The following is a 25,215-nucleotide window of genomic DNA, read 5'->3' as shown; positions in this document are numbered from 1 at the left end:
GAAGCCCCCCTCAAGATGAGATTTCCCATTCCGCAAGGAAGTAAGATCCCTGAAAGATGATCAGGTTGATAGGTCTGAGGTGGAAGTGTGGCGACACATGGAGCTGACAGATACTAATCGATCGAGGACTTAACCTAATAAAATAATTGAACGCTGGCTAAATACGCCACATCGTGTGGCAACGCCTGCATGACCCACATCCTGTGGGCCCTTGTCTACCCGTTATCTAGTTTTGAGAGAATGCCTCTCAAAAGCCAAAGGCAAGGAAACTCGGCTAAAGGCCCTCACATCCTGTGAGGAACGCCCAGTACCTTCATCCTGAAGGCAATAGTTTGGTGGCGATAGCGAAGAGGTCACACCCGTTCCCATGCCGAACACGGAAGTTAAGCTCTTCAGCGCCGATGGTAGTTGGGGGCTTCCCCCTGTGAGAGTAGGACGCCGCCAAGCACTTAAAAAGACCAGCTGATATCAGCTGGTCTTTTTTGTTGACGTTCAATCATTGATATAGCGCTTTTAACCCTTCAGTGATGCGCGAAACTGCGAAACAATAGGCAAACTTGCTTTCACCTCTTCAGGCTCGCGATCTGGCGGTTCAGTGCGAATTCCATAGGGAAATAGCGAAATATGGAGTCAATCAACACATGGGCATGTATAAGATCAGTGATGTAAGGCAGTGAAACTCATGCAAATAGAGGAGCAAAAGATGGATGTTCCGGAAAAGGGATTTTGAGGTATTGAGGCAGTTTTAAAATTGACAAATGAAGGCATATATTTTGAGCCGTACAACACTCATTTTCAAAACACGCCGCTTGGTATTAAGAGTTGGGATAGAGAGAGTCGAGAAGCCAAATACATTGCTTATCGCTCGAAAAGGACTTAAAATTGTTTTGAAAAAATCAATTCGAATACAAATTTGCTATGGGGAAAAGACAGGAATTCACGGAGCGTCTGAAGAACCTATTATAAGCAGTACATAGGGATAAATGTTGCTCTGAAGCTTTTGATGCAATATACGGATTAAGCGGAACGATGTGTGCACATTCGTCTTGTTATGATAGAATAAACTGAAAATAAAATTTTTTTAATATAGCCTTTACAAATGGGTGTATTCCCGTATATAATAGTCCTTGTCAGATCGAGAGTTACTCCAACAACTGACGAGGAGGATTAGCTCAGCTGGGAGAGCATCTGCCTTACAAGCAGAGGGTCGGCGGTTCGATCCCGTCATCCTCCACCATTCATTTTGGAATGGGCCGGTGTAGCTCAATTGGTAGAGCAACTGAATCGTAATCAGTAGGTTGGGGGTTCAAGTCCTCTTGCCGGCACCACGATTTTATGATACAATATAAAAGTTGCTGAAAAAAGACAGATAGCTTTCGAAAAAGTCTTCAGCTTTCATTGCAGTATTGGAGCCATTAGCTCAGTTGGTAGAGCATCTGACTTTTAATCAGAGGGTCGAAGGTTCGAGTCCTTCATGGCTCACCATTTTCATGCGGATGTGGCGGAATTGGCAGACGCGCTAGAATCAGGCTCTAGTGTCTTTTAAAGACGTGGGGGTTCAAGTCCCTTCATCCGCATTGCCAATCTATTTTGCGGAAGTAGTTCAGTGGTAGAACACCACCTTGCCAAGGTGGGGGTCGCGGGTTCGAATCCCGTCTTCCGCTTGATCATCTATGCGCCCGTAGCTCAATTGGATAGAGCGTTTGACTACGGATCAAAAGGTTAGGGGTTCGACTCCTCTCGGGCGCGCCATTATATAACGGGAAGTAGCTCAGCTTGGTAGAGCACATGGTTTGGGACCATGGGGTCGCAGGTTCGAATCCTGTCTTCCCGACCATTATTTGGGGCCTTAGCTCAGCTGGGAGAGCGCCTGCTTTGCACGCAGGAGGTCAGCGGTTCGATCCCGCTAGGCTCCACTTTGTTATCTTTAATATTCACCATGGCGGTGTAGCTCAGCTGGCTAGAGCGTACGGTTCATACCCGTGAGGTCGGGGGTTCGATTCCCTCCGCCGCTATTAAAGGACCTTTAGCTCAGTTGGTTAGAGCAGACGGCTCATAACCGTCCGGTCGTAGGTTCGAGTCCTACAAGGTCCACCATTGTTACGGAGGAATACCCAAGTCTGGCTGAAGGGATCGGTCTTGAAAACCGACAGGGGTGTCAAAGCCCGCGGGGGTTCGAATCCCTCTTCCTCCGCCATATATCTATTATTGTTTTGATCATCGCGGGGTGGAGCAGTTCGGTAGCTCGTCGGGCTCATAACCCGAAGGTCGCAGGTTCAAATCCTGCCCCCGCAACCAAATTTAAATTCATTGCCAAAATGGTCCGGTAGTTCAGTTGGTTAGAATGCCTGCCTGTCACGCAGGAGGTCGCGGGTTCGAGTCCCGTCCGGACCGCCATTTAATAAAGGCTCGGTAGCTCAGTTGGTAGAGCAACGGACTGAAAATCCGTGTGTCGGCGGTTCGATTCCGTCCCGAGCCACCATTTTACAATTTTATATATTGCGGCGGTTGTGGCGAAGTGGTTAACGCACCAGATTGTGGCTCTGGCATTCGTGGGTTCGATTCCCATCAACCGCCCCATGCGAAATGCGGGTGTAGTTTAGTGGTAAAACCTCAGCCTTCCAAGCTGATGTCGTGGGTTCGATTCCCATCACCCGCTCCATTTGCATATCATGGGCCTGTAGCTCAGCTGGTTAGAGCGCACGCCTGATAAGCGTGAGGTCGATGGTTCGAGTCCATTCAGGCCCACCATGATATTCCGCAGTAGCTCAGTGGTAGAGCTATCGGCTGTTAACCGATCGGTCGCAGGTTCGAATCCTGCCTGCGGAGCCATGGAGAAGTACTCAAGTGGCTGAAGAGGCGCCCCTGCTAAGGGTGTAGGTCGCGTAAGCGGCGCGAGGGTTCAAATCCCTCCTTCTCCGCCATTGTTTCAATAAGGCCCGTTGGTCAAGTGGTTAAGACACCGCCCTTTCACGGCGGTAACACGGGTTCGAATCCCGTACGGGTCATCATGTTAAACTCTGCATCATTATGATGCGGAGTTTTTTTATGCCTGTATGACTTCAGTCAATGTTCAAAAAGGATATTGTTGAACTTTGTCAATAAAAAGAAGCGCTTTCATGAAAGGGATCAAGCTATATTATGCGAATAAAAGAGTAATCTTTAAATATAGTGGCAGAAAGGATGAAATCAATGGCTGGTGTGAGTGCCTCGGATATTAAAGCGCATCTCTTTCATGACGGTCGGCTTTATGAATGCTACAGATTTTTCGGCGCTCATCAAATGGAACAGGACGGCCGCCAAGGTTTTCGCTTCTGTGTTTGGGCCCCTCATGCGAAGGAAGTTCGAATCGCCGGAACGTTTAACGGCTGGTCCGGTGCCCGGCATCAAATGGAGAAGCGTCATCAGGAAGGCATATGGGAACTGTTTATCCCCGGCATCGGAGAAGGGGAGCTGTATAAATATGAAATGATCACAGCCGCAAATGAAACAAAATTGAAGGCCGATCCCTATGCTTTTTTTTCTGAAGTCAGGCCGAAAACGGCATCGATCACTTATCAATTGGCCGGATACCCATGGGGCGACCGAAAGTGGCAAAAGAAAAAGAAACAAAAAAACGTATATGAAACACCGATTTCCATCTACGAGCTTCATGTCGGTTCGTGGAAAAAGAAAGCGGATGGGCGTTTTTTCACATACCGGGAACTGAGCGAAACAGTCATTCCTTACGTTAAAGAACACGGATTCACACATATCGAGCTGATGCCGTTGACAGAGCACCCGTTTGACCGTTCATGGGGCTATCAGACAACGGGGTACTACAGTCCGACGAGCAGATATGGCGAACCGCATGACTTGATGTATTTTATCGATCAGTGCCATCAGCATGAGATCGGCGTTATTATGGATTGGGTTCCCGGCCATTTCTGCAAAGATGACCACGGCTTGTATTTGTTTGACGGTATGCCGCTGTATGAATATTCACATGAGCATGACAGGGAAAATTGGGAATGGGGGACCGCCAATTTTGACCTCGGAAAACGAGAAGTTCGCAGTTTTTTAATCTCGAATGCGTTGTATTGGATCGAGATGTATCATATAGATGGATTTCGAGTCGATGCAGTTGCAAACCTCCTGTATTGGCCAAACCGTCCTCAGGCTGAAGCGAACGGCTTTGCCGTCGAATTTATTCAAACTTTAAATGAACAGGTTTTTGCAAAAGATCCCCACTTTTTAATGATTGCTGAGGACTCCACAGACTGGCCGCTTGTGACGCATCCGACCTATGCAGGCGGTCTCGGGTTTAATTATAAGTGGAATATGGGTTGGATGAACGATGTATTAACCTATATGGAAGCTTCCCCAGAACAAAGAAAACACCTGCATCATCTTGTTTCATTCTCCTTAATGTATGCCTACTCAGAAAATTACATCCTGCCGTTCTCCCATGATGAAGTGGTATACGGCAAAAAGTCTCTGCTTCATAAGATGCCCGGCGATTACTGGCAGAAATTCGCCCAGTACCGCCTGCTGATCAGTTATTTTACGCTGCACCCGGGAAAAAAACTTCTCTTTATGGGCGGTGAGTTTGCTCAATTTGATGAATGGAAAGACGAAGAAGAGCTCGATTGGTTCTTGGACGATTTTGACATGCACTGCAAGGCCCGGATGTTTACAAAGGAGGCTCTTCACCTCTACAAAAAAAGCCGTATTCTGTATGAAAATGATCATCGGCAGCAAGGATTCGAGTGGATTGACGTCAACAATGCGGAACAGTCGATTGTATCGTTTATCCGCTATGGAAAACAGCCCGGTGAAGCGTTGATTATCGTCTGCAATTTTACGCCTTCCGTTTATCACGAATATCAGGTCGGCGTCCCTTTTCAAACCGAATATATCGAAGTGCTTAACAGCGATGATGTAAAATACGGAGGTTCACACCAAATCAACCCGAAACGCCTTCAAGCAAAAGAAGGCGTTCTGCACGGCAAACCATACAGCATCAGCATGACAGTCCCTCCGCTGGGAGCTGCGGTTTTCAGAGCAGTCAAAAAGAGAGGAGCGAAAAAGGGATGAAAGAACAATGTGTGGCTATGCTTTTGGCTGGCGGCAAGGGAAGCAGGCTGAATGCCTTAACGAAAAACCTCGCAAAACCGGCCGTTCCATTTGGCGGCAAGTACAGAATCATCGATTTTGCCCTCAGCAACTGCGCCAACTCGGGAATTCATCATGTCGGTGTGCTGACTCAATACCAACCGCTTTTATTAAACTCATATATCGGCATCGGCGAGCCATGGGATCTTGACCGCAATGACGGCGGGGTCTCCATTTTGTCCCCTTATGCAGAAGCGTCAGAAGTGAAGTGGTACAAAGGAACGGCAAGCGCGATTTATGAAAACCGCCATTTTTTAAAAGAGCTTCAGCCTGAACATGTACTCATCCTATCAGGAGATCATATCTACAAAATGGATTACGGAAAAATGCTCGAATACCACGTGGAGAAACAGGCTGACGCCACCATTGCCGTCATCGAAGTGAGCTGGGCAGAAGCCGGCCGTTTCGGTATCCTTCATACGAATGACAAGATGGAGATTACAAGCTTCGAGGAAAAGCCGAAATACCCGAAGAGCAACTTGGCATCGATGGGTGTCTACGTTTTCAAATGGAGCGTGCTTGAAGAGGCGCTTGAACGCGATGAAAAAAAATCCGGCTCAAGCCACGATTTCGGTAAAGATATCATACCGGCTCTTCTCGAGGAAAAGAAGCAGCTGAACGCTTATCCGTTTAAAGGGTACTGGAAGGATGTCGGTACGGTCAGAAGTTTATGGGAAGCTAATATGGATCTGCTTGGAGATCATCCTCCACTTGACCTGTTCGAACGGAACTGGCGGATTTATTCCGTCGCTCCGAACCTACCGCCGCAGTTTGTTGCCGAGCAGGCGGACATCAAAGAATCGCTCATTAGCGAAGGGTGCGCCGTATATGGAGCTGTCACCCGTTCGGTTATCTTTCAGCGCGTTGCAATCGGCAGACATTCCGCGATCAAACGTTCAGTCGTGATGCATGACGTTTCAATTGGAGAGCATTTTGAGATCGAAAATGCTATTGTATCGGCAGGAATACGAATTCCGGACGGATTTCACGCGAAGGCGGAAGATGGCGAAATCCTGCTGATCACAGAGGAATATGTCAAAAAACATAAGGTTGTTTAAACAACACGGAGAGGCGGATGGTGCCAATGAATAAACAAATGCTGGGGATTATTGATGCAGCTGTCAACCAGCACTCTCTTCAGGATTTAACGGCCGGACGTTCGATCGGAGCCGTTCCGTTTGCAGGAAGGTACCGGCTGATCGATTTTGCGTTGTCAGGCATGGTTCATGCAGGCATTCGGAGTGTCGCTGTATTTTCCAAGTCTCCGTACCGTTCCTTGATGGATCATTTAGGATCGGGAAAAGAGTGGGATTTAAACAGGAAAAGGGACGGTCTTTTCTTTCTTCCGTCTTCGATTCCCCATGATGAGCATGTCGGGCTTGGTTCGTTTCGGCAATTTGCCGAGCATCTCGATTATTTTCAAAGAAGTACTCAGCCATATGCTGCTGTGGCAAACAGCTATACGGTCTGTCACATTCCTTTTCAAGAAGTGCTCAACCAGCACCTTGAATCTGGGTGTGATCTGACTGAAGTTTGTCAAGAAGGAAAACCTTTAGGTTTGTATGTCACGAAAAAAAGTCTGTTGAGGGAGATGGTTGAAGGGCATTGCGCCGGAGGAGCGCAATCTTTTGAGGAAGTCTGCCGGAAAGAGCGTGGTTCGCTATCCGTCAACAGCTATGAGCATTCGGGGTATACCGCCGTGATCGACTCTCCTGAAAGCTACCTTTTTCATAGTTTGAACCTCATCCAGCCTGTGTTTCGGGAGCAAGTCTTTCATATGAGCCAGCCTGTCTACACAAAAATAAAAAACGATCCTCCAGTAAAATACGCTAAAAACAGCAGGGTAAAGCAATCGATTATCGCTAACGGCTGCGTCATCGAAGGCGAGGTTGAAAATTCGGTCTTGTTCAGAGGAGTTCACGTAGGAAAAGGAACGACCATTAAAAACAGCGTGATTATGCAAAAAACAAGGATTGGAGAAAACTGCCGACTGGAGCACGTCATCTGCGACAAGGATGTCAAAGTCGGCCATCATATCGAAATGTCCGGCACTATGAGCCTCCCTTTCATCATAAAAAAAGGAGCCGTACAAGGAGCGCTGATGAACTCTTGAAAGTCTTATTCGCTGTCTCTGAATGTGTGCCGTTTGTTAAATCAGGCGGGCTCGCCGATGTCGCCGGTGCGCTCCCGAAAGAACTCGCCCTTTTAGGAATAGAAACGGCTGTCATGATGCCGAAATACAGCTTGATTGCGGAAGATTTCAGAAGAAGGATGGTTAAAACGGCTGAATGCGAAGTTCGCGTCGGGTGGCGCAGGCAGTTTTGCGGCATTGAACACCTTGAACATGACGGAATTTCTTATTATTTTCTAGATCATGAGTATTATTTTAACCGGGATTCCCTCTACGGCCATTATGATGATGGAGAACGGTTTGCTTTTTTCTCGCGGGCCGTTTTGGAAGCATTATACGCGCTGAATTTTGATGCTGATGTCATCCATACCCATGATTGGCACGCAGGGATGATCAATTATTTATTAAAAGAGGAATATCAAAAAAAACCGTTCTATCAGCGCATGAAAAGCGTATTCACCATTCATAACCTTCAATTTCAGGGGATTTTTCCGAAGGAAGCGGTCCATGACTTGCTCGGCCTTGACATTTCCCACTTCACAACGGAAAAGCTCGAGTTTTATGGACACATCAATTATATGAAAGGCGGCATTATTGCCGCTGATCAGGTGACAACGGTCAGTCCGACGTACAGCAATGAAATTTTGACTCCATACTACGGCGAGCGGCTTGAAGGGGTGCTGGCAGACAAGAAGGATGTGCTGACCGGCATTTTAAACGGGATTGATGATGAACTGTACGACCCTTTAAATGATCCTCACATCGATTATCATTACGATGCCGTCAACCGTGACGGAAAACGGAAAAATAAAGCTGTGATCCAGAAGACATTCGGTCTGCCGGTGAATGAAGACATTCCGCTCATCAGCACGGTGACAAGGCTGACGAAGCAAAAAGGCATCGATTTGATCAAGCGGGTATTGCACGAACTGTTTCAAGAAGAAGACATGCAGCTGCTCGTTTTAGGAACCGGAGAAGCGGAATATGAAAATTATTTTCGCTATATGGAGCAGGCTTTTCCGGAGCGGTGCAAGGCGTATATCGGTTTTCATGAAGCGCTCAGCCGCAAGATTTATGCCGGCAGCGATCTTTTCCTGATGCCTTCAAAATTCGAGCCGTGCGGTCTTGGGCAGCTGATTGCCCTTAGATACGGAGCGGTTCCGGTTGTCAGGGAAACAGGCGGGCTTCACGATACAGTGACCGCTTACCAGGAAACAAACGGTGAAGGCAACGGTTTTACGTTCGCCCATTTTAACGCCCATGATATGAAGTATACGATTAAAAGAGCACTGTCTATATATCACCGGAAAGAAGAATGGGGCAGTATCGTTCAAAAAGCCATGACACATGATGTCAGCTGGGCTTTGTCAGCCCGTCAGTATCAGCAGTTATACAGCCGGGAGATAAAGGGGGAAGCGCCATGTTCTCGTGTAAAGAAAGCTTTAAACAATGCTTTTTGAAGCGTCTTGAACGGTTGTGCGGAAAAAGCTTTCGGGACTCTTCTACGCTTGACCAGTATCAGACGCTCGGCATCATGGTCAGGGAACATATCAGCGCAAACTGGATCAGGACCAATGAAAGGAGCCGCTCCAACCAAAATAAACAGACCTATTATTTATCGATTGAATTTCTTCTGGGCAGACTGCTCGGCCAAAACCTGCTCAACCTCGGCGTCCGTGAAGTTGTCCAAGAAGGTCTTTCCGAGCTTGGCATTTGTCTTGAAGACATCGAAGAGGCCGAAATGGATGCAGGCCTTGGCAATGGCGGATTGGGCAGGCTCGCGGCGTGCTTTTTGGATTCACTGGCTTCGCTCGACCTTCCCGGGCATGGGATGGGGATTCGCTACAAGCATGGCTTTTTCGAACAAAAAATCGTTGACGGTCATCAAGTCGAACTGCCTGAACAATGGCTCAAACATGGGTACGTCTGGGAAATCCGCAACGCCGATCAGGCTGTTTGTGTTCGTTTCGGCGGGCGGGTCAAGATGGCGCAGGAAGGAGGGCGCCTCCGCTTTTGGCAGGAAGAAGCGGAAGTGATGACAGCCGTGCCTTACGACATTCCGATCATCGGCTATGAGACCGAGACGGTCAATACCCTCCGGCTGTGGAATGCGGAGCCTTGCTCGCTCCATCATGAACCGAATATTTTGAAGTATAAGCGCGAGACAGAAGCTGTATCTGAATGCCTGTATCCGGATGACACGCATGACGAAGGCAAGATTCTCCGTTTGAAACAGCAATATTTTTTAGTATCGGCAAGCCTGCAAAGCATTGTGAAATGCTATAAGAAAAATCACCCGTCACTCCATGATTTTCATCAAAAAGTTGCGATCCATATCAATGACACCCACCCCGCTCTGGCTGTGCCGGAATTGATGAGAATTTTGCTTGATGAAGAAAAAATGACGTGGGATGAAGCGTGGCATGTTACCGTACATACGATTTCATATACGAATCATACGACGCTTGCCGAAGCGCTGGAAAAATGGAGGATCGATTTAATTCAACCGCTTCTGCCGAGAATTTTTATGATCATTGAGGAGATCAATGAGCGGTTTTGCGGCTGGCTGTGGGAAAAATATCCGGGTGAATGGGGAAGGATCGAAAAGCTAGCCGTCATCGCCCACGGCGAAGTGAAAATGGCCCATCTGGCGATCGTCGGAAGCTACAGTGTTAACGGCGTAGCCAACATTCATTCAACCATATTAAAAGAGCGGGAAATGAACGACTTTTATTCTGTATTCCCTTTTAAATTCAATAATAAAACGAATGGCATCTCACATAGAAGGTGGCTGTTAAAGGCAAATCCGCCGCTGGCGAACCTGATAACTGAAGCGATAGGAGACAGGTGGCTGAAAGAACCGGAAAGCCTCTTGGATCTTCGTCCGTTTGTGCACGATTCCGCGTTTCTTGAAGCATTTCAGCGCATCAAAAGGGAACGAAAGCAGCTTTTAGCAGACATGATGAAAGGCAGCATCGGATTCGCCATTAATCCTGACAGCATCTTCGATGTTCAAGTCAAGCGTCTCCACGCTTATAAGCGCCAGCTTTTAAATGTGCTCCATATCATGTACTTGTACAACAGGCTGAAGGAAGACAAAGGCTTTGCCATTTATCCGCAAACATTTATTTTCGGGGCAAAAGCATCGCCGACTTATCATTATGCCAAAAAGGTCATTAAACTGATCCATTCAGTCGCAGATAAAATCAATCATGATCCGGATGTCAGACAATCGATCAATGTCATCTTTCTGGAAAATTACCGGGTATCAACCGCCGAGCGTATCTTTCCGGCGTCAGATGTCAGCGAGCAAATATCTGCGGCAAGCAAAGAAGCCTCCGGTACAGGAAACATGAAGTTCATGATCAATGGGGCTTTGACGATCGGCACGCATGACGGCGCCAATATTGAAATGCTTGAGAGGGTGGGGCCCGAGTGTATTTACACGTTCGGTTTAAAGGCTGATGAAGTGCTGAACTACACTGAAAAAGGCGGCTATCTGTCAAGGGAATACTATCAGCATGATGCAAGGATCAGACAGACGGCTGATCAGCTGATCAATGGTTTTTTCGAAGGGGAAGCCGGCGAATTTGAGCCGATTTATGACTCGCTGATCGCTTATAATGATGAATACTTTGTTTTAAAAGATTTTGCTTCTTATATTGAAGCGCAGGAACGGATTCAAAAAGACTACTTGAATAAGCGTTTTTGGGCCGAAAAAGCCGTCACAAACATCGCGTATGCCGGATATTTTTCAAGTGACCGCACGATCAGGGAGTATGCGGAAGACATTTGGGAAATTGAGCCGTATCACCGCCGAATTTAAAAACGCTAAGCCCCTGACCCGCGGGGCTTAGTCTTCTTCAGTATAAGGATCCTTTTCATAAGCCGGGAGATCACCGAAAGAGGTCATGATGCCTTCTTCATCAAGAAGGTCTTCATATTTTTCGTGTTCTTTCGTCGGGTAGACGGTTACTTCTTTTCCGGTAATGTCTGTTGCGGCATAGTTTTCGTAATCTTCGACGTATCCGAGCGGCTCTTCATATTCCATGTACATCTGGCTGTATGAAAGCGGCGGAACGGCCAGATCCTGAGGTGTTTCAGAATTGCCGTAGCGTTCGACGTCCTGGTAAGCGTCTTCTGAATCGTATGCGACGTTTTCGTCGTCTTCGTCTTTTTCAAAATGTCCGAACGGGGGATTCAGCACTTCTTCTTCAATCGGACGGTCTTTTGAAACGGAGACGGTTGACGAATGTTCGCTGCATGTCGTTGCGGTTGGCAGTACGGACAGCCTTTCATACGGGATATCCTTTCCGCATACCTCACAGCGGCCGTATGTTCCTTTTTCGATCAAAGCCAGAGCATGTTCGATATCGTGCAAATGCTCTCTTTCATGTTCAAAAAGAGCAAGATCTTTTTCGCGTTCGTACAGTTCTGTACCTTCATCTCCTGGATGGTTGTCATAAGCCGAAAGATCGCCCGTCGAGTTGAACGGATGCGTCACATCGATGCCAAAATGTCCGTTTTCTTTAAAGCGGCTGACGATCTGTTCTTTCCCGGCTTTCAGTTCATTTTCGAGTTTTGTCAACTGTTCTTTTGTTAGCACATGCATCGCCTCGTTTCTTTAAAGTGCTCGCGTTTTTAGTATGAACGAATTCAAACAGAACTTTCTTGTAAATAAAAGCAAAAAAAAGAGCCATAAAGGCTCCTTTTTTAAAAAATATACTGAATGAGCAGGGCAATGGCGAGCAAAAGGCCGAAAAAGGTGTTCGTCTGCGCCGTTGATTTCATGGCGACCATCAGATCCGCCGGTTTTTCTTTTTCCTTGAACTCCTGGATGGCTTTAATCGGCTTCGGCAGGCTTAATAGAACAATGCAGCTCCACAGAGAAACGATCTCAAAGCCGATGTATATACCGATCAATATATAGGAAACAGCAAAAACCCAGCTCAAAATCTGCACGGCATTTTTTCTTCCAGCCAAAATCGGCAGCGTCTTCCTTCCGTTTTCTTTATCTCCGACCATATCGCGGATATTATTGGAAAGATTGATGCCTCCGACTAAAATCGTAATCGGAAGGGAGATCAGAAAGACGTTCCAAGTCAACCCGCCAGTCTGAATATAATATGAAATCAGAATGATGACCATTCCCATAAAAACGCCCGACATAATTTCACCGAACGGCGTATAGGAGATTGGAAACGGTCCGCCCGTATAAAGATAGCCGACGGCCATGCATACCAATCCGATCAACGCAAGCCACCAGCTTGAAGAAGCGCAGATGTACAGGCCGAGTAAAACGGCTGCTCCAAAAAGTCCGTATGCCAGGTATAATACCGTCTTTGGCTTCATTCCATAGCGGACGATAGCACCGCCGATGCCGACCGAGTTTTCATTATCAAGTCCTCGTACAAAATCAAAATACTCATTGAATAAGTTCGTTCCGATTTGAATTAATATTGATGCGGCCAGCATAGCTAAAAACAGCCAGATATCAATTTTTCCCGATTCAAGGGACATTACGGTCCCGAGCGTTACAGGGACAAAGGCTGCTGTCAGTGTATGGGGTCTTGTTAACATCCACCATACGCGCCATTTTTCCGGCTTTATTTCAGAAACACTCCCTGAAAGTGATTGATGCTGCATATAGTATGACTCCTTTAGTTTTAATACGTACACGTCCATACTAAGTTTAGAAAAAGTTAAAAAAGGTGTCAATATAATGGGTGATATTGTTAGAAAAAAAGCGGCCGTCCAGCAATTCAAAAATATTAAATGACCTTGTCTTTTTCAATCGGCCGATTACGTTTATAATAGGTAAGGGCAGTTGTTAATAAAGTGTCGTTTTGTTGACACATACCGTTCACAGGTGTATGGTTATAAAAGCATTTTACGGATTTTGGAGGAATGTATCATGGTGACAACAGTGCAGCGCACTTTCCTAAGGGAAGCGCCTGAAGCATTAAACATCGTCAAAAAAGTCAACCATGCTGTTTTAATAAGTTATTCCAGAAAAATTGAGAGCATAGATGCTCTTTCCTTTTTCATAAATGGGGAAGAACAATTTGCCGGGAAACGGTTCTTCTGGTCTGATCCCGACGGCGGACTGACGCTTGTCGGATTGGGAAAGGAAATTTCGGTTTCCACAGACCTGAAGGATGCCGGACGTTATCAGGCTGTACATGAAAAATGGGAGCGCTTAAAAGAGAAAACCTTTCACTTCCACGAAGATCAATGCACGAGTCAGGCAGCGGTGGGGCCATTGCTGTTTGGCGGTTTTTCATTTGATCCGCTGGAAGATCGCAAGCAGCATTGGAACGGCTACCAGGAAGGCGCTTTTTTTATTCCTACCGCTATGCTGACACAGGACGGAGAGGAAACGTTCATTACGGTCAATAGATGGAAGGCTCCTGAAGAGGATGTGCGCAAAGTACTTGAAGAAATAAAGGGCGCTGCTTCACAGCTGATCAAGGCGGACGCTTCCCGTTATCCCGAAAACGGTCATGCGCGATTTACCGCCAAGGAGGAGCTTGATGTTCCTGAATGGCTTGAAGCGGTCCGGCGGGCGACTGACGACATTAAAAACGGGAAGTACGATAAAGTTGTGCTCGCCAGAGAGATCCTTTTAACGTTCGACCAGCCAGTCGAACTTCACAGAGTATTATTCAATCTGATGTCTGAACAAAAAACGAGCTATATATTCGCTATTGAAGAAAACGGCAAAAGTTTTGTCGGCGCGTCACCTGAACGACTGGTCAAAAAAGACGGAGACAACGTGCTGTCGACCTGCCTTGCCGGTTCAATCAAGAGAGGCGAAAGTGAGCAGGAGGACCGGATGCTCGGTCTTGAGCTGTTAAACGATGAAAAAAACCTTATCGAACACGACATTGTCGTCAATATGATTCATCAGGCGCTATTGTCAAATTGCAGCAATATCAAAAAGCCGGCCAAGCCGGGACTATACAAAACAAAAAATGTGCAGCATTTGTATACGCCGATTGTCGGCAAAATGAATGCGGAGTCCTCGCTTTTTGATTTAATCGAGAAGCTTCATCCAACTCCTGCACTTGGAGGAGCGCCTCAGCAAAAAGCGATTGAGGTCATCAGAGTGTTGGAGCCGATGTCAAGGGGCTGGTATGCGGCACCGGCGGGCTGGATCGACATGTCCGGCAATGGGGAATTTGCGGTGGCGATCAGGTCAGGACTTATCGATTCAAAAGAGGCCAGAATTTTTGCCGGCTGCGGGGTTGTGGCTGATTCCGATCCTCATATGGAATACGAAGAAACGCAAATTAAGATGAAGCCGATGCTGTCTGCACTTGGAGGCGATATCCGTTGACTGAAAATCCAATTACAAAATATATAGGGAATTTTATTGATGAGCTTTCTCTTGCAGGCGTGACAGAAGCGGTTATCTGCCCGGGATCAAGATCGACGCCCCTTGCGATTTTGGCCGCGAGTCATCCGGACATCAATGTTCATATTCATGTGGATGAAAGATCCGCTGCGTTTTTTGCAATGGGCATGGCAAAAGCTATGCGGAAGCCTGTCGCATTGATCTGTACATCCGGAACAGCTGCGGCGAATTTCTACCCGGCTGTGATCGAAGCTCATTATTCAAGAATACCGCTTATCATCTTAACGGCTGATCGGCCGCATGAACTGAGAGAAGTAGGAGCACCTCAGGCGATTGATCAGCAATTCTTATTCGGAAACTTTGTTAAGTTTTTCACAGACTCGGCTTTGCCTGACAGTCATCCCGAAATGCTGGCGTACATCCGTTCTTTGGCAGCACGCGCAGCCGGAGAAGCCAAAAAAGCGCCGCGCGGACCCGTGCATATCAACTTTCCGCTGAGAGAGCCGCTCATGCCGAACCTTGAGGATGAACCGTTTCAAAGGTTGAGAAACGGCAGTCATGTGGCGGTTGAAAGCGGCCGCTTTCGTGCTGACCGGCATCAGCTTGAAGCGCTGAGCGCTCTGATCAAAGAGACGGAAAAAGGCATGATCGTCTGCGGAGAGCTGCAAGATGATAACGCCAAAGCACATATTGTATCTCTCTCTCAGGCAGCGGGATATCCGATTTTGGCTGACCCGCTTTCAAACTTGAGAAACGGCAGCCATTCAAAAGAAACCATCATCGATGGATACGATTCATTATTGAAAGAAGAACAGCTGAAACGGGAGCTCATGCCTGAGCTAGTCATCCGCTTCGGCGCGATGCCGGTTTCAAAGCCGCTTTTTCAGCTGCTAAAGCAAAATCCGAGCATCAGGCAAATCGTTGTTGACCCAGATGGAGGGTGGCGCGATCCGACTCAGCTCAGTGCACATATGCTGCATTGCGCGGAAGAAGAGATTGCGGCTGCTGTGGCTTCCGCTGTCCATTCAGAAAAAAGATCAGACAGCTGGCTGGAGAAATGGCGGTTTGCCAACAGCCGCTTCCGAGCTCTTTTAAGAAATCTTGAAGCTGAGGATCTTACCTTTGAAGGAAATATCTACCGGAACCTGCAGCATTTGATTCCGGAAAACAGTTCCCTGTTTGTCGGAAACAGCATGCCGATCCGCGATGCGGATACATTTTTTGAAAATCAGGAGCGATCATTCCGGATTTTCGCCAATAGAGGGGCAAACGGGATTGACGGCGTTGTCTCGACTGCGCTGGGCATATATGCCGCAACGAAAGAACCGGTAACTCTTGTCATCGGCGATCTGTCTTTTTATCACGATTTAAACGGCCTTCTTGTCAGCAAAACGCTCGACATTCCGCTGACTGTCGTTCTCGTCAACAATGACGGCGGCGGCATTTTCTCATTTCTTCCCCAATCTGCTGAAGAAAGGTACTTCGAGCTCTTGTTCGGAACGCCGACGGGGCTCGAATTCGAGCATGCCGCCAAGCTGTATGGGGGACGCTATGTATGCCCTGAGTCATCCGCTCATTTTGCCGATGCGTATTTGTCCTCCGTCAACCGCCGCGGCTTGGATATCATTGAGGTGAAAACGAAGCGCGATGATCGTGTAGAGCAGCATCGCCGAATGCTTGATTCCGCAATGTATGAAATAAGAAAAGAGTGGCCGTTTTGAAATTAACACTGAAAGACGGCGTTTCCTATAAAATAGAAGACAATGGCCTGTCTGCGGAAAAAACGGCGGTGTTTTTGCATGGCTTTACAGGAAGTGCGGCAACATGGGACGGGATAGACGGCTATTTTCAGGGGCTGCGTCTGATCAAGCTGAACCTGCTCGGACACGGCGGAACAGACTCGCCGGCAGACAGCAGCCGCTACACAACAGAGAAGCAGGCAGCCGATCTGATCGAGATTTTTGATCAGTTAAATGTGAAACAGGCTTACCTCATCGGTTATTCAATGGGCGGCCGGCTTGCCTTATCAGTGGCGATGATTCATCCGGAGCGTGTGTCCGGTCTTGTGCTGGAAAGCAGTTCTCCGGGGCTTGATTCGCCGGAAGAAAGAAAAATGCGCAGGGAGCAGGACAGCCGGCTCAGCAGACGGATACTTGAAGAAGGAATCGAGTCTTTCGTAGATTATTGGGAAGGCATTCCGCTGTTTGCATCCCAGCTGTCAATGGACCCTTCGAAAAGAAAAAAAGTGCGTGAAGAACGTCTGAACAACAATCCGGTCGGGCTTCGAGGCAGCTTAATCGGAATGGGAACCGGATCACAGCCGTCCTGGTGGAACAGATTGAGCGGAATCGATGATCCGGTGCTTCTCATTGCGGGGAGCCTGGATCGGAAATTTATCGCGATCAATGAAAGCATGGCAAAGCGAATTCCAACTGCCCGCCTCGAGATTGTTGAACATACCGGTCATGCGGTTCATGTGGAAGAGCCCGATTTTTTTGGTAAAATAGTAAGTGAATTTATTTTAAAATAGGAGGTACACATCTATGACTGTAGAATGGAAAAGCGAACGTCAATACGAAGATGTATTATATGAAACATATAACGGCATCGCCAAAATCACGATCAATCGCCCTGAGGTACATAACGCATTTCGTCCAAAAACGGTTTCGGAACTGATCGATGCGTTTGCATATGCGCGGGATGATGCCAATATCGGTGTCATTATCCTTGCAGGGGCCGGCGATAAAGCGTTTTGTTCAGGAGGAGACCAGAAGGTAAGAGGACACGGCGGCTATGTTGGCGAAGACGAGATTCCACGTCTGAACGTTCTTGATCTTCAGCGGCTGATCCGCGTCATTCCGAAGCCTGTTGTTGCGATGGTGTCAGGCTATGCGATCGGCGGCGGCCATGTGCTCCACATCGTATGCGATTTGACGATTGCTGCAGACAACGCAATTTTCGGACAAACAGGGCCGAAAGTCGGCAGCTTTGATGCAGGCTACGGATCAGGCTATCTGGCTCGTATCGTCGGTCATAAAAAAGCGCGTGAAATCTGGTATCTGTGCCGTCAATACAACGCTCAGGAAGCTAAGGAAATGGGCCTTGTCAATACGGTTGTACCGCTTGAAAAGCTTGAAGAAGAAACGATTCAATGGTGTGAAGAAATGCTTGAGAAAAGCCCGACAGCACTCAGATTTCTTAAAGCGGCCTTTAATGCCGACACGGACGGGCTTGCAGGCATCCAGCAGTTTGCCGGAGATGCGACACTGCTTTATTACACAACAGATGAAGCGAAAGAAGGCCGCGATGCGTTTAAAGAAAAACGCCGTCCAGATTTCGGACAGTTCCCGCGTTTTCCTTAAAAGACGGAAGAGAGAAACAGCTTAGTGCGACTGAGCTGTTTCTTTTATCATTCAAGATATTTTTTGGAGATGATGATATGCTGATGGACCATCCGAATTGGCTTAAACAGCGAGCAGAGCTGACTCCTGACAGGATGGCTGTGATTCAGGGGGATCACAAGCTGACTTTTAATCAATTGTTTCATGAAGCAAAAAAAACGGCCGGGCAGCTGAAGAGCTTTGGTCTGAGGAAAGGGGATACAGCGGCTGTACTTCTCACCAACCGGCTGGAGATGGTTATCGCCGTCCATGCCTGTTTTATTCTCGGAGTTCGCATCGTTTTGCTGAATACGAAGCTGTCAATGGCCGAACGAACATATCAAATTGAACACTCGGAAGCAAAGCTATTGCTTACAGAACAGCCTTTCCTGGAAGAGCATAGAGAGGGCAAGCCGGCCCGCGCTGTTGACATTGAAGACGTTCAAAACGCCGCCGGCCCTCCGGTTACGGAAATCGAGAGCATTCATTTGGACGATGCAGCCACAATTATGTATACGTCCGGAACGACAGGACGGCCGAAAGGGGTTATGCAGACATTTGCCAACCATTATTTCAGCGCGGTTTCATCCGCTTTGAATTTGGGGCTCCAAGAACACGATCGCTGGCTGATCGCCTTGCCGCTTTTCCACATCAGCGGCTTATCGGCTCTTTTTAAATCGGTCATTTACGGAATGACAGTTGTTTTACATCAAAGGTTTGACGCGGAAGAAGTTCTCCGTTCGATCAAAGACAATCAAGTAACGATTGCATCGGTCGTTCAGACGATGCTGTCAAGGCTTGCGGCAAAAGTCGACAGCTGCCCCGAATCATTAAGGTGCCTGTTACTGGGCGGAGGGCCTGCTCCGCTTTCTCTCCTTGAGGAATGCAAAAGAAAGAGGCTGCCTGTCGTACAGTCATACGGAATGACTGAAACGTGCTCACAGATTGCCACCCTCGCCCCAGAATACTCGATTGAAAAGCTCGGTTCAGCCGGCAAGCCGCTGTTTGCATCAAGCATTAAAATCGAAAAGAACGGCACGGAATGCCAACCCGGAGAACATGGAGAAATAACCGTAAAAGGGCCGACCGTTATGAAGGGCTACTTAAAAAATGAGGCGGCAGACAAAGCCTCATTCAATGATGGCTGGTTTAAAACCGGTGATATCGGGTATCTTGACGTTGACGGATTTTTATACGTGCTGGACAGGCGTTCAGACTTAATCATATCAGGGGGAGAAAACATCTATCCGGCTGAAGTCGAGGCCGTTCTTCTGTCACACCCCAAAGTTGCGGAAGCGGGGGTAAAAGGGGTCGATGACAAAACTTGGGGAAAGGTTCCCCACGCCTATCTTGTCGCCGCCAGCCCTGTTGATGAAGAGGAGCTGAGCGACTTTTGCAAAGAACGGCTTGCTTCCTATAAAGTGCCTAAAGCCTTTCATTTTGTCGGCAAGCTGCCGAGAAATGCTTCGAATAAACTGATGAGACATCAATTGTAGAAGGAGAGCGCCATGATTCAAATCAAACAGCTGACATTGTACCATCTCAGCATGCGGCTGAAAAAGCCTTTTAAATCAAGCTTGGAAACCTTTCAGGATCGCAAGTTTATCATCATAGAAGCTGCTGACCGGGAAGGGGTGACAGGCTGGGGGGAAGTATCCGCTTTTTCATCTCCGTGGTACACAGAAGAAACAACGGAGACATGTTACCACATGCTAAAAGATTTTTTGATTCCGGCTGTGCTGCGCGAATCATTCACACACCCTTCAGAAGTGCCCGAGACGCTTCGCGGATTCAAAGGCAACAGAATGGCAAAGGCCGGCCTTGAAGCCGCCTTTTGGGACATTTACGCCAGGAAAAAAGGGATCTCTTTAAGAGAGGCGCTGGGCGGAGTAAAAACAGAAGTTCCTGCCGGGGTCGTCGTCGGTCTTGCTCCATTGGATGATATGCTTGAGGAAATTGAACAATATGTAAAAGAAGGTTATCAAAGAATAAAAATCAAAATTCAGCCGGGGCAGGATATAGAGCTTTTAAAGGAAATACGCCGGCATTTTCCGAAGGTGCCGCTGATGGCGGATGCCAACTCTTCTTATGAATTAAAAGACATCAGCCGGATTAAAGAGCTTGACGCATTTAAATTAATGATGATCGAACAGCCTTTGGCGGATGATGATATCGTAGACCACCGCCATCTGCAAAAACATATCAAAACATCAATTTGTCTTGACGAAAGCATCCGTTCTGCTGATGATGCGCGAAAGGCAATCGAGCTCGGCAGCTGCAAAATTATCAATATTAAGCCGTCCCGAGTCGGCGGTTTGACAGAAGCTCTGAAAATCCATGACATCTGCAAAGAACATCAAATGCCTGTCTGGTGCGGCGGCATGTTTGAAACCGGTATTTCAAGAGCACACAATCTTGCGCTGAGTTCTCTTCCGCAGTTTTTGATTCCCGGGGATCTTTCTTCATCCTCAAGGTATTGGGAAGAGGATATCGTAAAACCGGAAATCCGCATCGAAGGCGGCTATATTCAGGTTCCAAGCCGACCGGGAATGGGCTTTGAAGTGGATACTCATGTTTTAAGAAAGAATTCATCTAAAATAGATGTTTTCAAACAGTAAAGGCTGTTTTAAACGCTGATTTCCAGATTTTCAAGCTTTGTTAAATGGACGGCCTCTCATGTATAGTAAAGCTGTACATTATTCCCTTCTCGTTTGGACCGGCTTTCAAGCCGGTTTTTTTAAAAATATGAAAAGAGCTGCCTTTATGACAGCCCTTTCCTTTAATCGCCCAAAAGCAAATCTTCGTGTACGATCTGTCCGATCAGCCGGTCCGCTTGATCCGGCAGCCCGTCCAGACATCCGTATTCATAATCCCATAAGTTCATGAAGGAGCAGGCGGCTTTTTGAAATGCGGTTTCGTCCGCCCCGTGGATTTCCTGATAAAAAGCCTGTAGCAGCGACTCTTTATTCATGACTGTCCCTCCTTCATTCATCCGCTTTAATGATGTTCAGGTTTAAATGTTTTACAATCCGTTTCTTTGCTATTAGAAGCTTTTTCACCTTCAGCATGGCTGACGACATAAATGGCGTCGGCTGTACACTTGTTTCCCTGGCCCCAATAGGTGCAGTTGCTGACTTCACACAGTATTTTTTGTTCCATATCATTTTGGCCCCCTTTAAAAGTTGTACACATTTAGCTTAACCTTATTCATGCTGTTTGATGTACCTCTTGTCCTTCATGAACAATTTCCAGAAATAATAAAAGCCGGGGAATAAAATAATAAAACCGACGATATAGGAGATGAACAGCGCCCTGAATGTCTCCGGCGCGGTGAAGCCTGATTGAATCGTGACATCAGGATAGACCATGTAAGGAAGGTGCGCTCTCCCGTACACATAGCTCGCCGTAAAATACTGCAGCGTAATGGCGATGACGGCGAGGCGAGGCTTTCCCTGCCGGTCGCTGTTATGTCTGTTTGGCAGAAACAAAGCCGCAAATGCGACGAGAAACAGCAAAAACGATAAAATCAGCCACGGAAGCCCGTCCATCATTTTTGTATAAAGCCAGCGGGCTTCCGTCCTCATGGTCATCATGATGCTGAATGACATAAGCAAAGCGAGCGGGCCGGTGATTAAAGCGTTTCGGCGGTAGACCTGATACGCGTCTTTTTCTCCGGCTACATTTGAAAAATCAGCCAGCAGCAATGAAGACAGAAACAGCGTGCTGAAAATGGCAAAGCCCATAAAAGAATAGGCATGAGGGCTTAAAAACAAATTAATAAAATCCAATTGGTGGTTTCCGTCTACCTGATATACGAAGTTGCCGTGTGTCACGGGCAAGACAAGGATTAAAACAGCCGGAATGATAAAGCCGCTGATCCCTGAAACGTAAGTCAACGCCCTTTCATAATCTTTTGCAGCGTGCGAAAAGACCAAAAATCCGCTTCGAATCGCCAAAAGCAATAAAATAATGCTGCCAGGAAGCAAAAGCACCGTTCCCAGCACAAAAGTGCCGCCCGGGAAAAAGCTGAAAAGGGCCACGACGATTCCGACGATGAAAACATTGGTCACTTCCCAGGTCGGGGAAAGGTAGCGGTTTGCAATATTGGTTGCTTTCAGCTGTTTTTTGTTCATATAGATCATCGACCAAAATCCCGCTCCAAAATCCATTGACGCCATCACAGCGTAGATAAATATAAATCCCCAGACGATCGAAATAGCCAGCAGGGCATCTGTTGTTCCATCCAGTTGCATCATATGACTTCCCTTCTGTTTTTTTGTGCATTCAGCTGCTTTTTAAATCTTCTTCGACAGGGTGGCGTTTAAAGTAATATTGCAATACGAACACCACCGCTGCTCCTAAAATGATGTAGACGATAAAGAACAAAAGAAACAATATGCCGATCGAGCCGGAGGATGTCACTACTTCGGACGTTTTCTGCATATGGTAAATGACCCAAGGCTGCCTTCCGGTGCAAGCGAAAACCCAGCCCAATTCGATTGCAAGCAAAGCGAGCGGGCCGCCGGTTATAAACACGGCCAGCATCCAGCGGGGAAAGCGGTCTTTTTTCATGACTTTTCTCCAAATAAAACCGACAGCGGCATAAACAATCAAAAGGCTGCCGATAAAAACCATGCCGTTGAACAAAGTATGAATGAACAGAGGAGGCCACTCATCCCTTGGAAAGTCATTCAGTCCTTTTACAACGGTGTCAAAGCGGTTGTCGGCCAAAAAGCTTAAAGCCCAAGGAATCTCAATCGCCCATTTGACCGATTGCGTCTTTTCATCAGTAAATCCGCCGATCGCAAGTGGAGCGTGGGACTGAGTTTCAAAAAGCCCTTCTGCGCCCGCCAGTTTTTCAGGCTGGTAGCGGTGAAGAAGCTGTGCGGATTCGTGTCCGCTCAGAGCCGTGACCAGAGAAAACGCTCCTCCGACAATCAGCCCGAGCAGCAGCGCTTTTCTATGAAGGGCGTAGACTTTTTCATCACCGCGGTTTCGGAGCATTTTGTAGGCGGCTATCGTCGCAATAATAAACGCGCCCGTCATAAAAGCGGAGACGACAACGTGTCCTGCTGTAGCCACAAAGCTTTTGTTGAAGAACGCCGTCCACGGCTGAACATCTGTAATTTCGCCGTTCACGATTTTGAAGCCTTCAGGCGTTCCCTGGAAAGCGTGCACATTTGTAATTAAGATGGCTGATGCGGCTGCTCCGATAACGATAAAAATGACAGCTGTAATTCTCATAAGGGGAGTCAGCCGATCGGCTGCGTAAACATAAATGGACATAAATAATGCCTCAATAAAAAAAGCGTAGATTTCAATTTGAAATGGGAGGGACATGACTTTCCCGATCACTTCCATGAATCCCGGCCAAAGCAAGGCGAGCTGCGTTCCGGCAATGGTTCCTGTCGGTATGGCGACCCCGAGCAACACGGCCTGTGCCTTCGTCCATCTTTTGGCCATAATGGCGTAGTGGGGATCTTTCGTTCTTTGATAGATCAGCTCGGCCAGCAAAATCATTAAAGGAATTCCGACACCGAGCGAGGCGAAAATAATATGGAACCCCATCGTTGTTCCGAAAAGGCTTCTTGCAAAAATCAAGTCATTCATCCGGAAAACCACCTTTCATTTACACCATTTTGCTTTTTATTGTTTACCGCCTTTTTTAGATTATTCTTCCTGTGAGCGGTTAAAATGGATAAGGTGATCAAAACATGGCAAATGAACATTCATTTTTGACACAAACATATGAAAGGTATATAATAAAACGTAATTATTACGTTTTGTTAGGAGGAATGGCATATGAAACCAAATATTCATCCGAAAACTTATCAAGTGATCTTTCAGGATGTAAACAGCGGGTACCGTTTTTTAAGCCGCTCAACTAAAACTTCCGATGAGACGGCCGAGTGGGAAAACGGCAAGACGTATCCCGTTATAAAAGTTGAAGTAAGCTCAGACACCCATCCGTTTTATACCGGAAGACAGAAATTCAACGAAAGAGGCGGAAGGGTCGAACAGTTCAAGAAAAGATTTAATATGGATTAAATGAAAAAGACCGGATGTTTCCGGTCTTTTTTCGTCCATATAAAAAAACAAGCGCATGAGGTCTCATGCGCTTGATCTTTGTTATTTGTTTGATAAAGCTTTTTTCAAGACGGTCAGGTTTTCTTTCATGATGGTAGTATAATCTTTGCCGCTTTCAATGTCTTCTTTTGTTACAGATTCAAGGTTTTTCATCGTCAGACTTTCGGCTCCGATTTCTTTTTTGATGATCTCGGAGATTTTGCTGCTGACATTGCTTTCAAAAATGACGTATTTAATATTATGTTCTTTCGCTGTTTTAACAATGTTTTCAAGCTGCTTTTGTGAAGGTTCCTCAGTAGGCGAAAGGCCGAGAACGCTTATTTGTTTAATGCCGTAGCGTTTTTCCCAGTAGCCGTAGGCGGCATGTGAGACGAGAATTTCTTTTTTATCAGCTTTGTCAACGGTTTGTTTAAAGTCTTTGTCAAGCTGCTCCAAATCTTTTTTTAGAGACTCATAGTTTTTCGTAAACGTTTTTTCGTGTTCCGGATCTAATTTTACGAGTTGGTCTTTAATGTTTTCGGCCATTTTTTCAGCAAGGACAGGATCAAGCCATACGTGCGGGTCATGATCTCCATGGTCGTGATGATGATCATGGCCTTCGGCTTCTCCGTGTTCATGTTCTTCTTCGTGAGCATGCTCATCGTGGTCACCATGTTCTTCTTCATGTGCATGGTCATCGTGTTCGCCTTCTTCTTCACGTGACAGAAGGTCAATGCCCTCTCCGGCTTTGACGATTTTGACGTTGCTGTTTTTTAATGTGTTTACAGCTTTGTCTGCGAATCCTTCTACACCGACTCCAGAGTATATAAAGGCATCCGAGTCGGAAATTTCCGCCATCGTTTTTGAGCTTGGCTCGTAAGTGTGCGCTTCAACGTTTGGCGGGTAAACACTTTTGACGTTCACATATTCTCCGCCGACCTTTTTGGCGAAGTCTTCAAGCGGATAAATGGTTGTATAGATATCCAGCGTGTCTTTATTTTCTTTTTGTTCACTGGAAGTGCCGTTGCTTGAACAACCGGCTGCTAATCCGGCAGCAAGAATGAATGCAGATGCTAATCCGAATGTTTTTTTCATGGTATTTCTCCTCTCAATGTAAAACTGTAATG

Annotated in this window: 19 protein-coding genes, 20 tRNA genes and 2 rRNA genes; 34 read left to right on the top strand and 7 right to left on the bottom strand. The window is 46.9% G+C overall.

Annotated features, from left to right (window positions below; all coding sequences use genetic code 11):
* The 27 genes from KI350_RS03455 to KI350_RS03325 form a co-directional block, all read left to right on the top strand.
* Positions 1-137, top strand: a 23S ribosomal RNA gene (locus KI350_RS03455); the annotation flags it as partial.
* Positions 138-331: 194 nt separating this feature from the next.
* Positions 332-447, top strand: a 5S ribosomal RNA gene (gene rrf, locus KI350_RS03450).
* Between the two features lie 714 nt (positions 448-1,161).
* Positions 1,162-1,237: transfer RNA gene (locus KI350_RS03445), tRNA-Val, on the top strand.
* Between the two features lie 15 nt (positions 1,238-1,252).
* Positions 1,253-1,328: transfer RNA gene (locus KI350_RS03440), tRNA-Thr, on the top strand.
* An 81-nt stretch (positions 1,329-1,409) separates the two neighbouring features.
* Positions 1,410-1,485: transfer RNA gene (locus KI350_RS03435), tRNA-Lys, on the top strand.
* Between the two features lie 7 nt (positions 1,486-1,492).
* A tRNA-Leu gene (locus KI350_RS03430) sits at positions 1,493-1,577 on the top strand.
* A 15-nt stretch (positions 1,578-1,592) separates the two neighbouring features.
* Positions 1,593-1,664 (top strand) — tRNA-Gly (locus KI350_RS03425).
* An 11-nt stretch (positions 1,665-1,675) separates the two neighbouring features.
* Positions 1,676-1,752: transfer RNA gene (locus tag KI350_RS03420), tRNA-Arg, on the top strand.
* 8 nt (positions 1,753-1,760) lie between these two features.
* Positions 1,761-1,837: transfer RNA gene (locus KI350_RS03415), tRNA-Pro, on the top strand.
* A 6-nt stretch (positions 1,838-1,843) separates the two neighbouring features.
* Positions 1,844-1,916: transfer RNA gene (locus KI350_RS03410), tRNA-Ala, on the top strand.
* 25 nt (positions 1,917-1,941) lie between these two features.
* Positions 1,942-2,015: transfer RNA gene (locus KI350_RS03405), tRNA-Met, on the top strand.
* A 5-nt stretch (positions 2,016-2,020) separates the two neighbouring features.
* Positions 2,021-2,097: transfer RNA gene (locus tag KI350_RS03400), tRNA-Ile, on the top strand.
* A gap of 7 nt (positions 2,098-2,104) precedes the next feature.
* A tRNA-Ser gene (locus KI350_RS03395) sits at positions 2,105-2,197 on the top strand.
* A gap of 24 nt (positions 2,198-2,221) precedes the next feature.
* A tRNA-Met gene (locus KI350_RS03390) sits at positions 2,222-2,298 on the top strand.
* 22 nt (positions 2,299-2,320) lie between these two features.
* Positions 2,321-2,397, top strand: a tRNA-Asp gene (locus KI350_RS03385).
* A gap of 9 nt (positions 2,398-2,406) precedes the next feature.
* A tRNA-Phe gene (locus tag KI350_RS03380) sits at positions 2,407-2,482 on the top strand.
* A gap of 22 nt (positions 2,483-2,504) precedes the next feature.
* A tRNA-His gene (locus tag KI350_RS03375) sits at positions 2,505-2,580 on the top strand.
* 8 nt (positions 2,581-2,588) lie between these two features.
* Positions 2,589-2,662: transfer RNA gene (locus KI350_RS03370), tRNA-Gly, on the top strand.
* Between the two features lie 12 nt (positions 2,663-2,674).
* A tRNA-Ile gene (locus tag KI350_RS03365) sits at positions 2,675-2,751 on the top strand.
* A 6-nt stretch (positions 2,752-2,757) separates the two neighbouring features.
* Positions 2,758-2,832, top strand: a tRNA-Asn gene (locus KI350_RS03360).
* A gap of 1 nt (position 2,833) precedes the next feature.
* Positions 2,834-2,924, top strand: a tRNA-Ser gene (locus tag KI350_RS03355).
* Between the two features lie 12 nt (positions 2,925-2,936).
* Positions 2,937-3,008: transfer RNA gene (locus KI350_RS03350), tRNA-Glu, on the top strand.
* Between the two features lie 184 nt (positions 3,009-3,192).
* The gene (gene glgB, locus KI350_RS03345; protein WP_065643691.1) at positions 3,193-5,076 is read left to right on the top strand and encodes a 1,4-alpha-glucan branching enzyme; all 1,884 of its coding nucleotides are present in this window, start codon (positions 3,193-3,195) and stop codon (positions 5,074-5,076) included.
* A complete protein-coding gene (locus KI350_RS03340) occupies positions 5,073-6,212 on the top strand; it encodes a glucose-1-phosphate adenylyltransferase (RefSeq protein WP_212930430.1) in 1,140 nt (379 codons plus the stop codon). The genes glgB and KI350_RS03340 overlap by 4 nt, the downstream gene beginning before the upstream one ends.
* 26 nt (positions 6,213-6,238) lie before the next feature.
* Complete coding sequence (locus KI350_RS03335; protein ID WP_023855807.1) at positions 6,239-7,267, top strand: GlgC family sugar phosphate nucleotidyltransferase; 1,029 nt, start codon at positions 6,239-6,241, stop codon at positions 7,265-7,267.
* On the top strand, positions 7,264-8,745 hold the full coding sequence (glgA, locus tag KI350_RS03330) for a glycogen synthase GlgA (protein ID WP_065643692.1): 1,482 nt from the start codon (positions 7,264-7,266) through the stop codon (positions 8,743-8,745). Before KI350_RS03335 ends, glgA begins: the two co-directional genes overlap by 4 nt.
* Positions 8,706-11,111, top strand: a complete 2,406-nt coding sequence (locus KI350_RS03325) for a glycogen/starch/alpha-glucan phosphorylase (RefSeq protein ID WP_023855809.1) — start codon at positions 8,706-8,708, stop codon at positions 11,109-11,111. Before glgA ends, KI350_RS03325 begins: the two co-directional genes overlap by 40 nt.
* 27 nt (positions 11,112-11,138) lie before the next feature.
* On the opposite strand, the gene KI350_RS03320 is transcribed toward KI350_RS03325, so the two are convergent.
* Together KI350_RS03320 and KI350_RS03315 are read right to left on the bottom strand one after the other, a co-directional pair.
* The gene (locus tag KI350_RS03320; protein ID WP_023855810.1) at positions 11,139-11,891 is read right to left on the bottom strand and encodes a TraR/DksA C4-type zinc finger protein; all 753 of its coding nucleotides are present in this window, start codon (positions 11,889-11,891) and stop codon (positions 11,139-11,141) included.
* 107 nt (positions 11,892-11,998) lie between these two features.
* A complete protein-coding gene (locus KI350_RS03315; RefSeq protein ID WP_020452697.1) occupies positions 11,999-12,931 on the bottom strand; it encodes a 1,4-dihydroxy-2-naphthoate polyprenyltransferase in 933 nt (310 codons plus the stop codon).
* A gap of 268 nt (positions 12,932-13,199) precedes the next feature.
* On the opposite strand from KI350_RS03315, the gene KI350_RS03310 reads away from it, so the two are divergent.
* The 6 genes from KI350_RS03310 to menC all read left to right on the top strand — a co-directional run bounded on the left by KI350_RS03310 (position 13,200) and on the right by menC (position 20,640).
* Positions 13,200-14,624, top strand: a complete 1,425-nt coding sequence (locus KI350_RS03310; protein ID WP_023855811.1) for an isochorismate synthase — start codon at positions 13,200-13,202, stop codon at positions 14,622-14,624.
* A complete protein-coding gene (gene menD / locus KI350_RS03305) occupies positions 14,621-16,363 on the top strand; it encodes a 2-succinyl-5-enolpyruvyl-6-hydroxy-3-cyclohexene-1-carboxylic-acid synthase (protein ID WP_020452695.1) in 1,743 nt (580 codons plus the stop codon). Before KI350_RS03310 ends, menD begins: the two co-directional genes overlap by 4 nt.
* On the top strand, positions 16,351-17,172 hold the full coding sequence (gene menH, locus KI350_RS03300; protein ID WP_025810960.1) for a 2-succinyl-6-hydroxy-2,4-cyclohexadiene-1-carboxylate synthase: 822 nt from the start codon (positions 16,351-16,353) through the stop codon (positions 17,170-17,172). The genes menD and menH overlap by 13 nt, the downstream gene beginning before the upstream one ends.
* A 13-nt stretch (positions 17,173-17,185) precedes the next feature.
* The gene (gene menB, locus KI350_RS03295) at positions 17,186-18,004 is read left to right on the top strand and encodes a 1,4-dihydroxy-2-naphthoyl-CoA synthase (protein WP_020452693.1); all 819 of its coding nucleotides are present in this window, start codon (positions 17,186-17,188) and stop codon (positions 18,002-18,004) included.
* Positions 18,005-18,081: 77 nt separating this feature from the next.
* Positions 18,082-19,518 (top strand): o-succinylbenzoate--CoA ligase, encoded by a 1,437-nt coding sequence (locus KI350_RS03290; RefSeq protein WP_025810961.1) that lies wholly within the window; start codon positions 18,082-18,084, stop codon positions 19,516-19,518.
* Between the two features lie 12 nt (positions 19,519-19,530).
* Positions 19,531-20,640: an o-succinylbenzoate synthase gene (gene menC, locus KI350_RS03285; protein WP_020452691.1), complete on the top strand. Its 1,110-nt coding sequence runs from the start codon at positions 19,531-19,533 to the stop codon at positions 20,638-20,640.
* A 161-nt stretch (positions 20,641-20,801) separates the two neighbouring features.
* Here menC and KI350_RS03280 read toward each other — a convergent pair whose 3' ends face one another.
* The 4 genes from KI350_RS03280 to KI350_RS03265 are packed head-to-tail and all read right to left on the bottom strand — an operon-like array spanning position 20,802 to position 23,632.
* The gene (locus KI350_RS03280) at positions 20,802-20,993 is read right to left on the bottom strand and encodes a hypothetical protein (RefSeq protein ID WP_020452690.1); all 192 of its coding nucleotides are present in this window, start codon (positions 20,991-20,993) and stop codon (positions 20,802-20,804) included.
* 26 nt (positions 20,994-21,019) lie between these two features.
* The gene (locus KI350_RS03275; RefSeq protein WP_075212789.1) at positions 21,020-21,181 is read right to left on the bottom strand and encodes a DUF1540 domain-containing protein; all 162 of its coding nucleotides are present in this window, start codon (positions 21,179-21,181) and stop codon (positions 21,020-21,022) included.
* Between the two features lie 44 nt (positions 21,182-21,225).
* Positions 21,226-22,269 carry a cytochrome d ubiquinol oxidase subunit II gene (locus tag KI350_RS03270; protein WP_025810962.1) on the bottom strand — a complete coding sequence of 348 codons (1,044 nt, stop codon included), beginning with the start codon at positions 22,267-22,269 and terminating at the stop codon, positions 21,226-21,228.
* A gap of 37 nt (positions 22,270-22,306) precedes the next feature.
* A complete protein-coding gene (locus KI350_RS03265; RefSeq protein ID WP_023855818.1) occupies positions 22,307-23,632 on the bottom strand; it encodes a cytochrome ubiquinol oxidase subunit I in 1,326 nt (441 codons plus the stop codon).
* Positions 23,633-23,824: 192 nt separating this feature from the next.
* On the opposite strand from KI350_RS03265, the gene KI350_RS03260 reads away from it, so the two are divergent.
* The gene (locus KI350_RS03260; protein WP_065643694.1) at positions 23,825-24,070 is read left to right on the top strand and encodes a type B 50S ribosomal protein L31; all 246 of its coding nucleotides are present in this window, start codon (positions 23,825-23,827) and stop codon (positions 24,068-24,070) included.
* Positions 24,071-24,151: 81 nt separating this feature from the next.
* Here KI350_RS03260 and KI350_RS03255 read toward each other — a convergent pair whose 3' ends face one another.
* Positions 24,152-25,183, bottom strand: a complete 1,032-nt coding sequence (locus tag KI350_RS03255; RefSeq protein ID WP_065643695.1) for a metal ABC transporter substrate-binding protein — start codon at positions 25,181-25,183, stop codon at positions 24,152-24,154.
* Between the last annotated feature and the right edge of the window lie 32 nt (positions 25,184-25,215).

The sequence above is a fragment of the Bacillus sp. J41TS8 genome (assembly GCF_018333035.1).
Classification (GTDB): Bacteria; Bacillota; Bacilli; order Bacillales; family Bacillaceae; genus Bacillus; species Bacillus paralicheniformis.
Note: the sequence above shows the minus strand (reverse complement) of the source record. Positions and strands in the feature narration are given on the sequence as shown.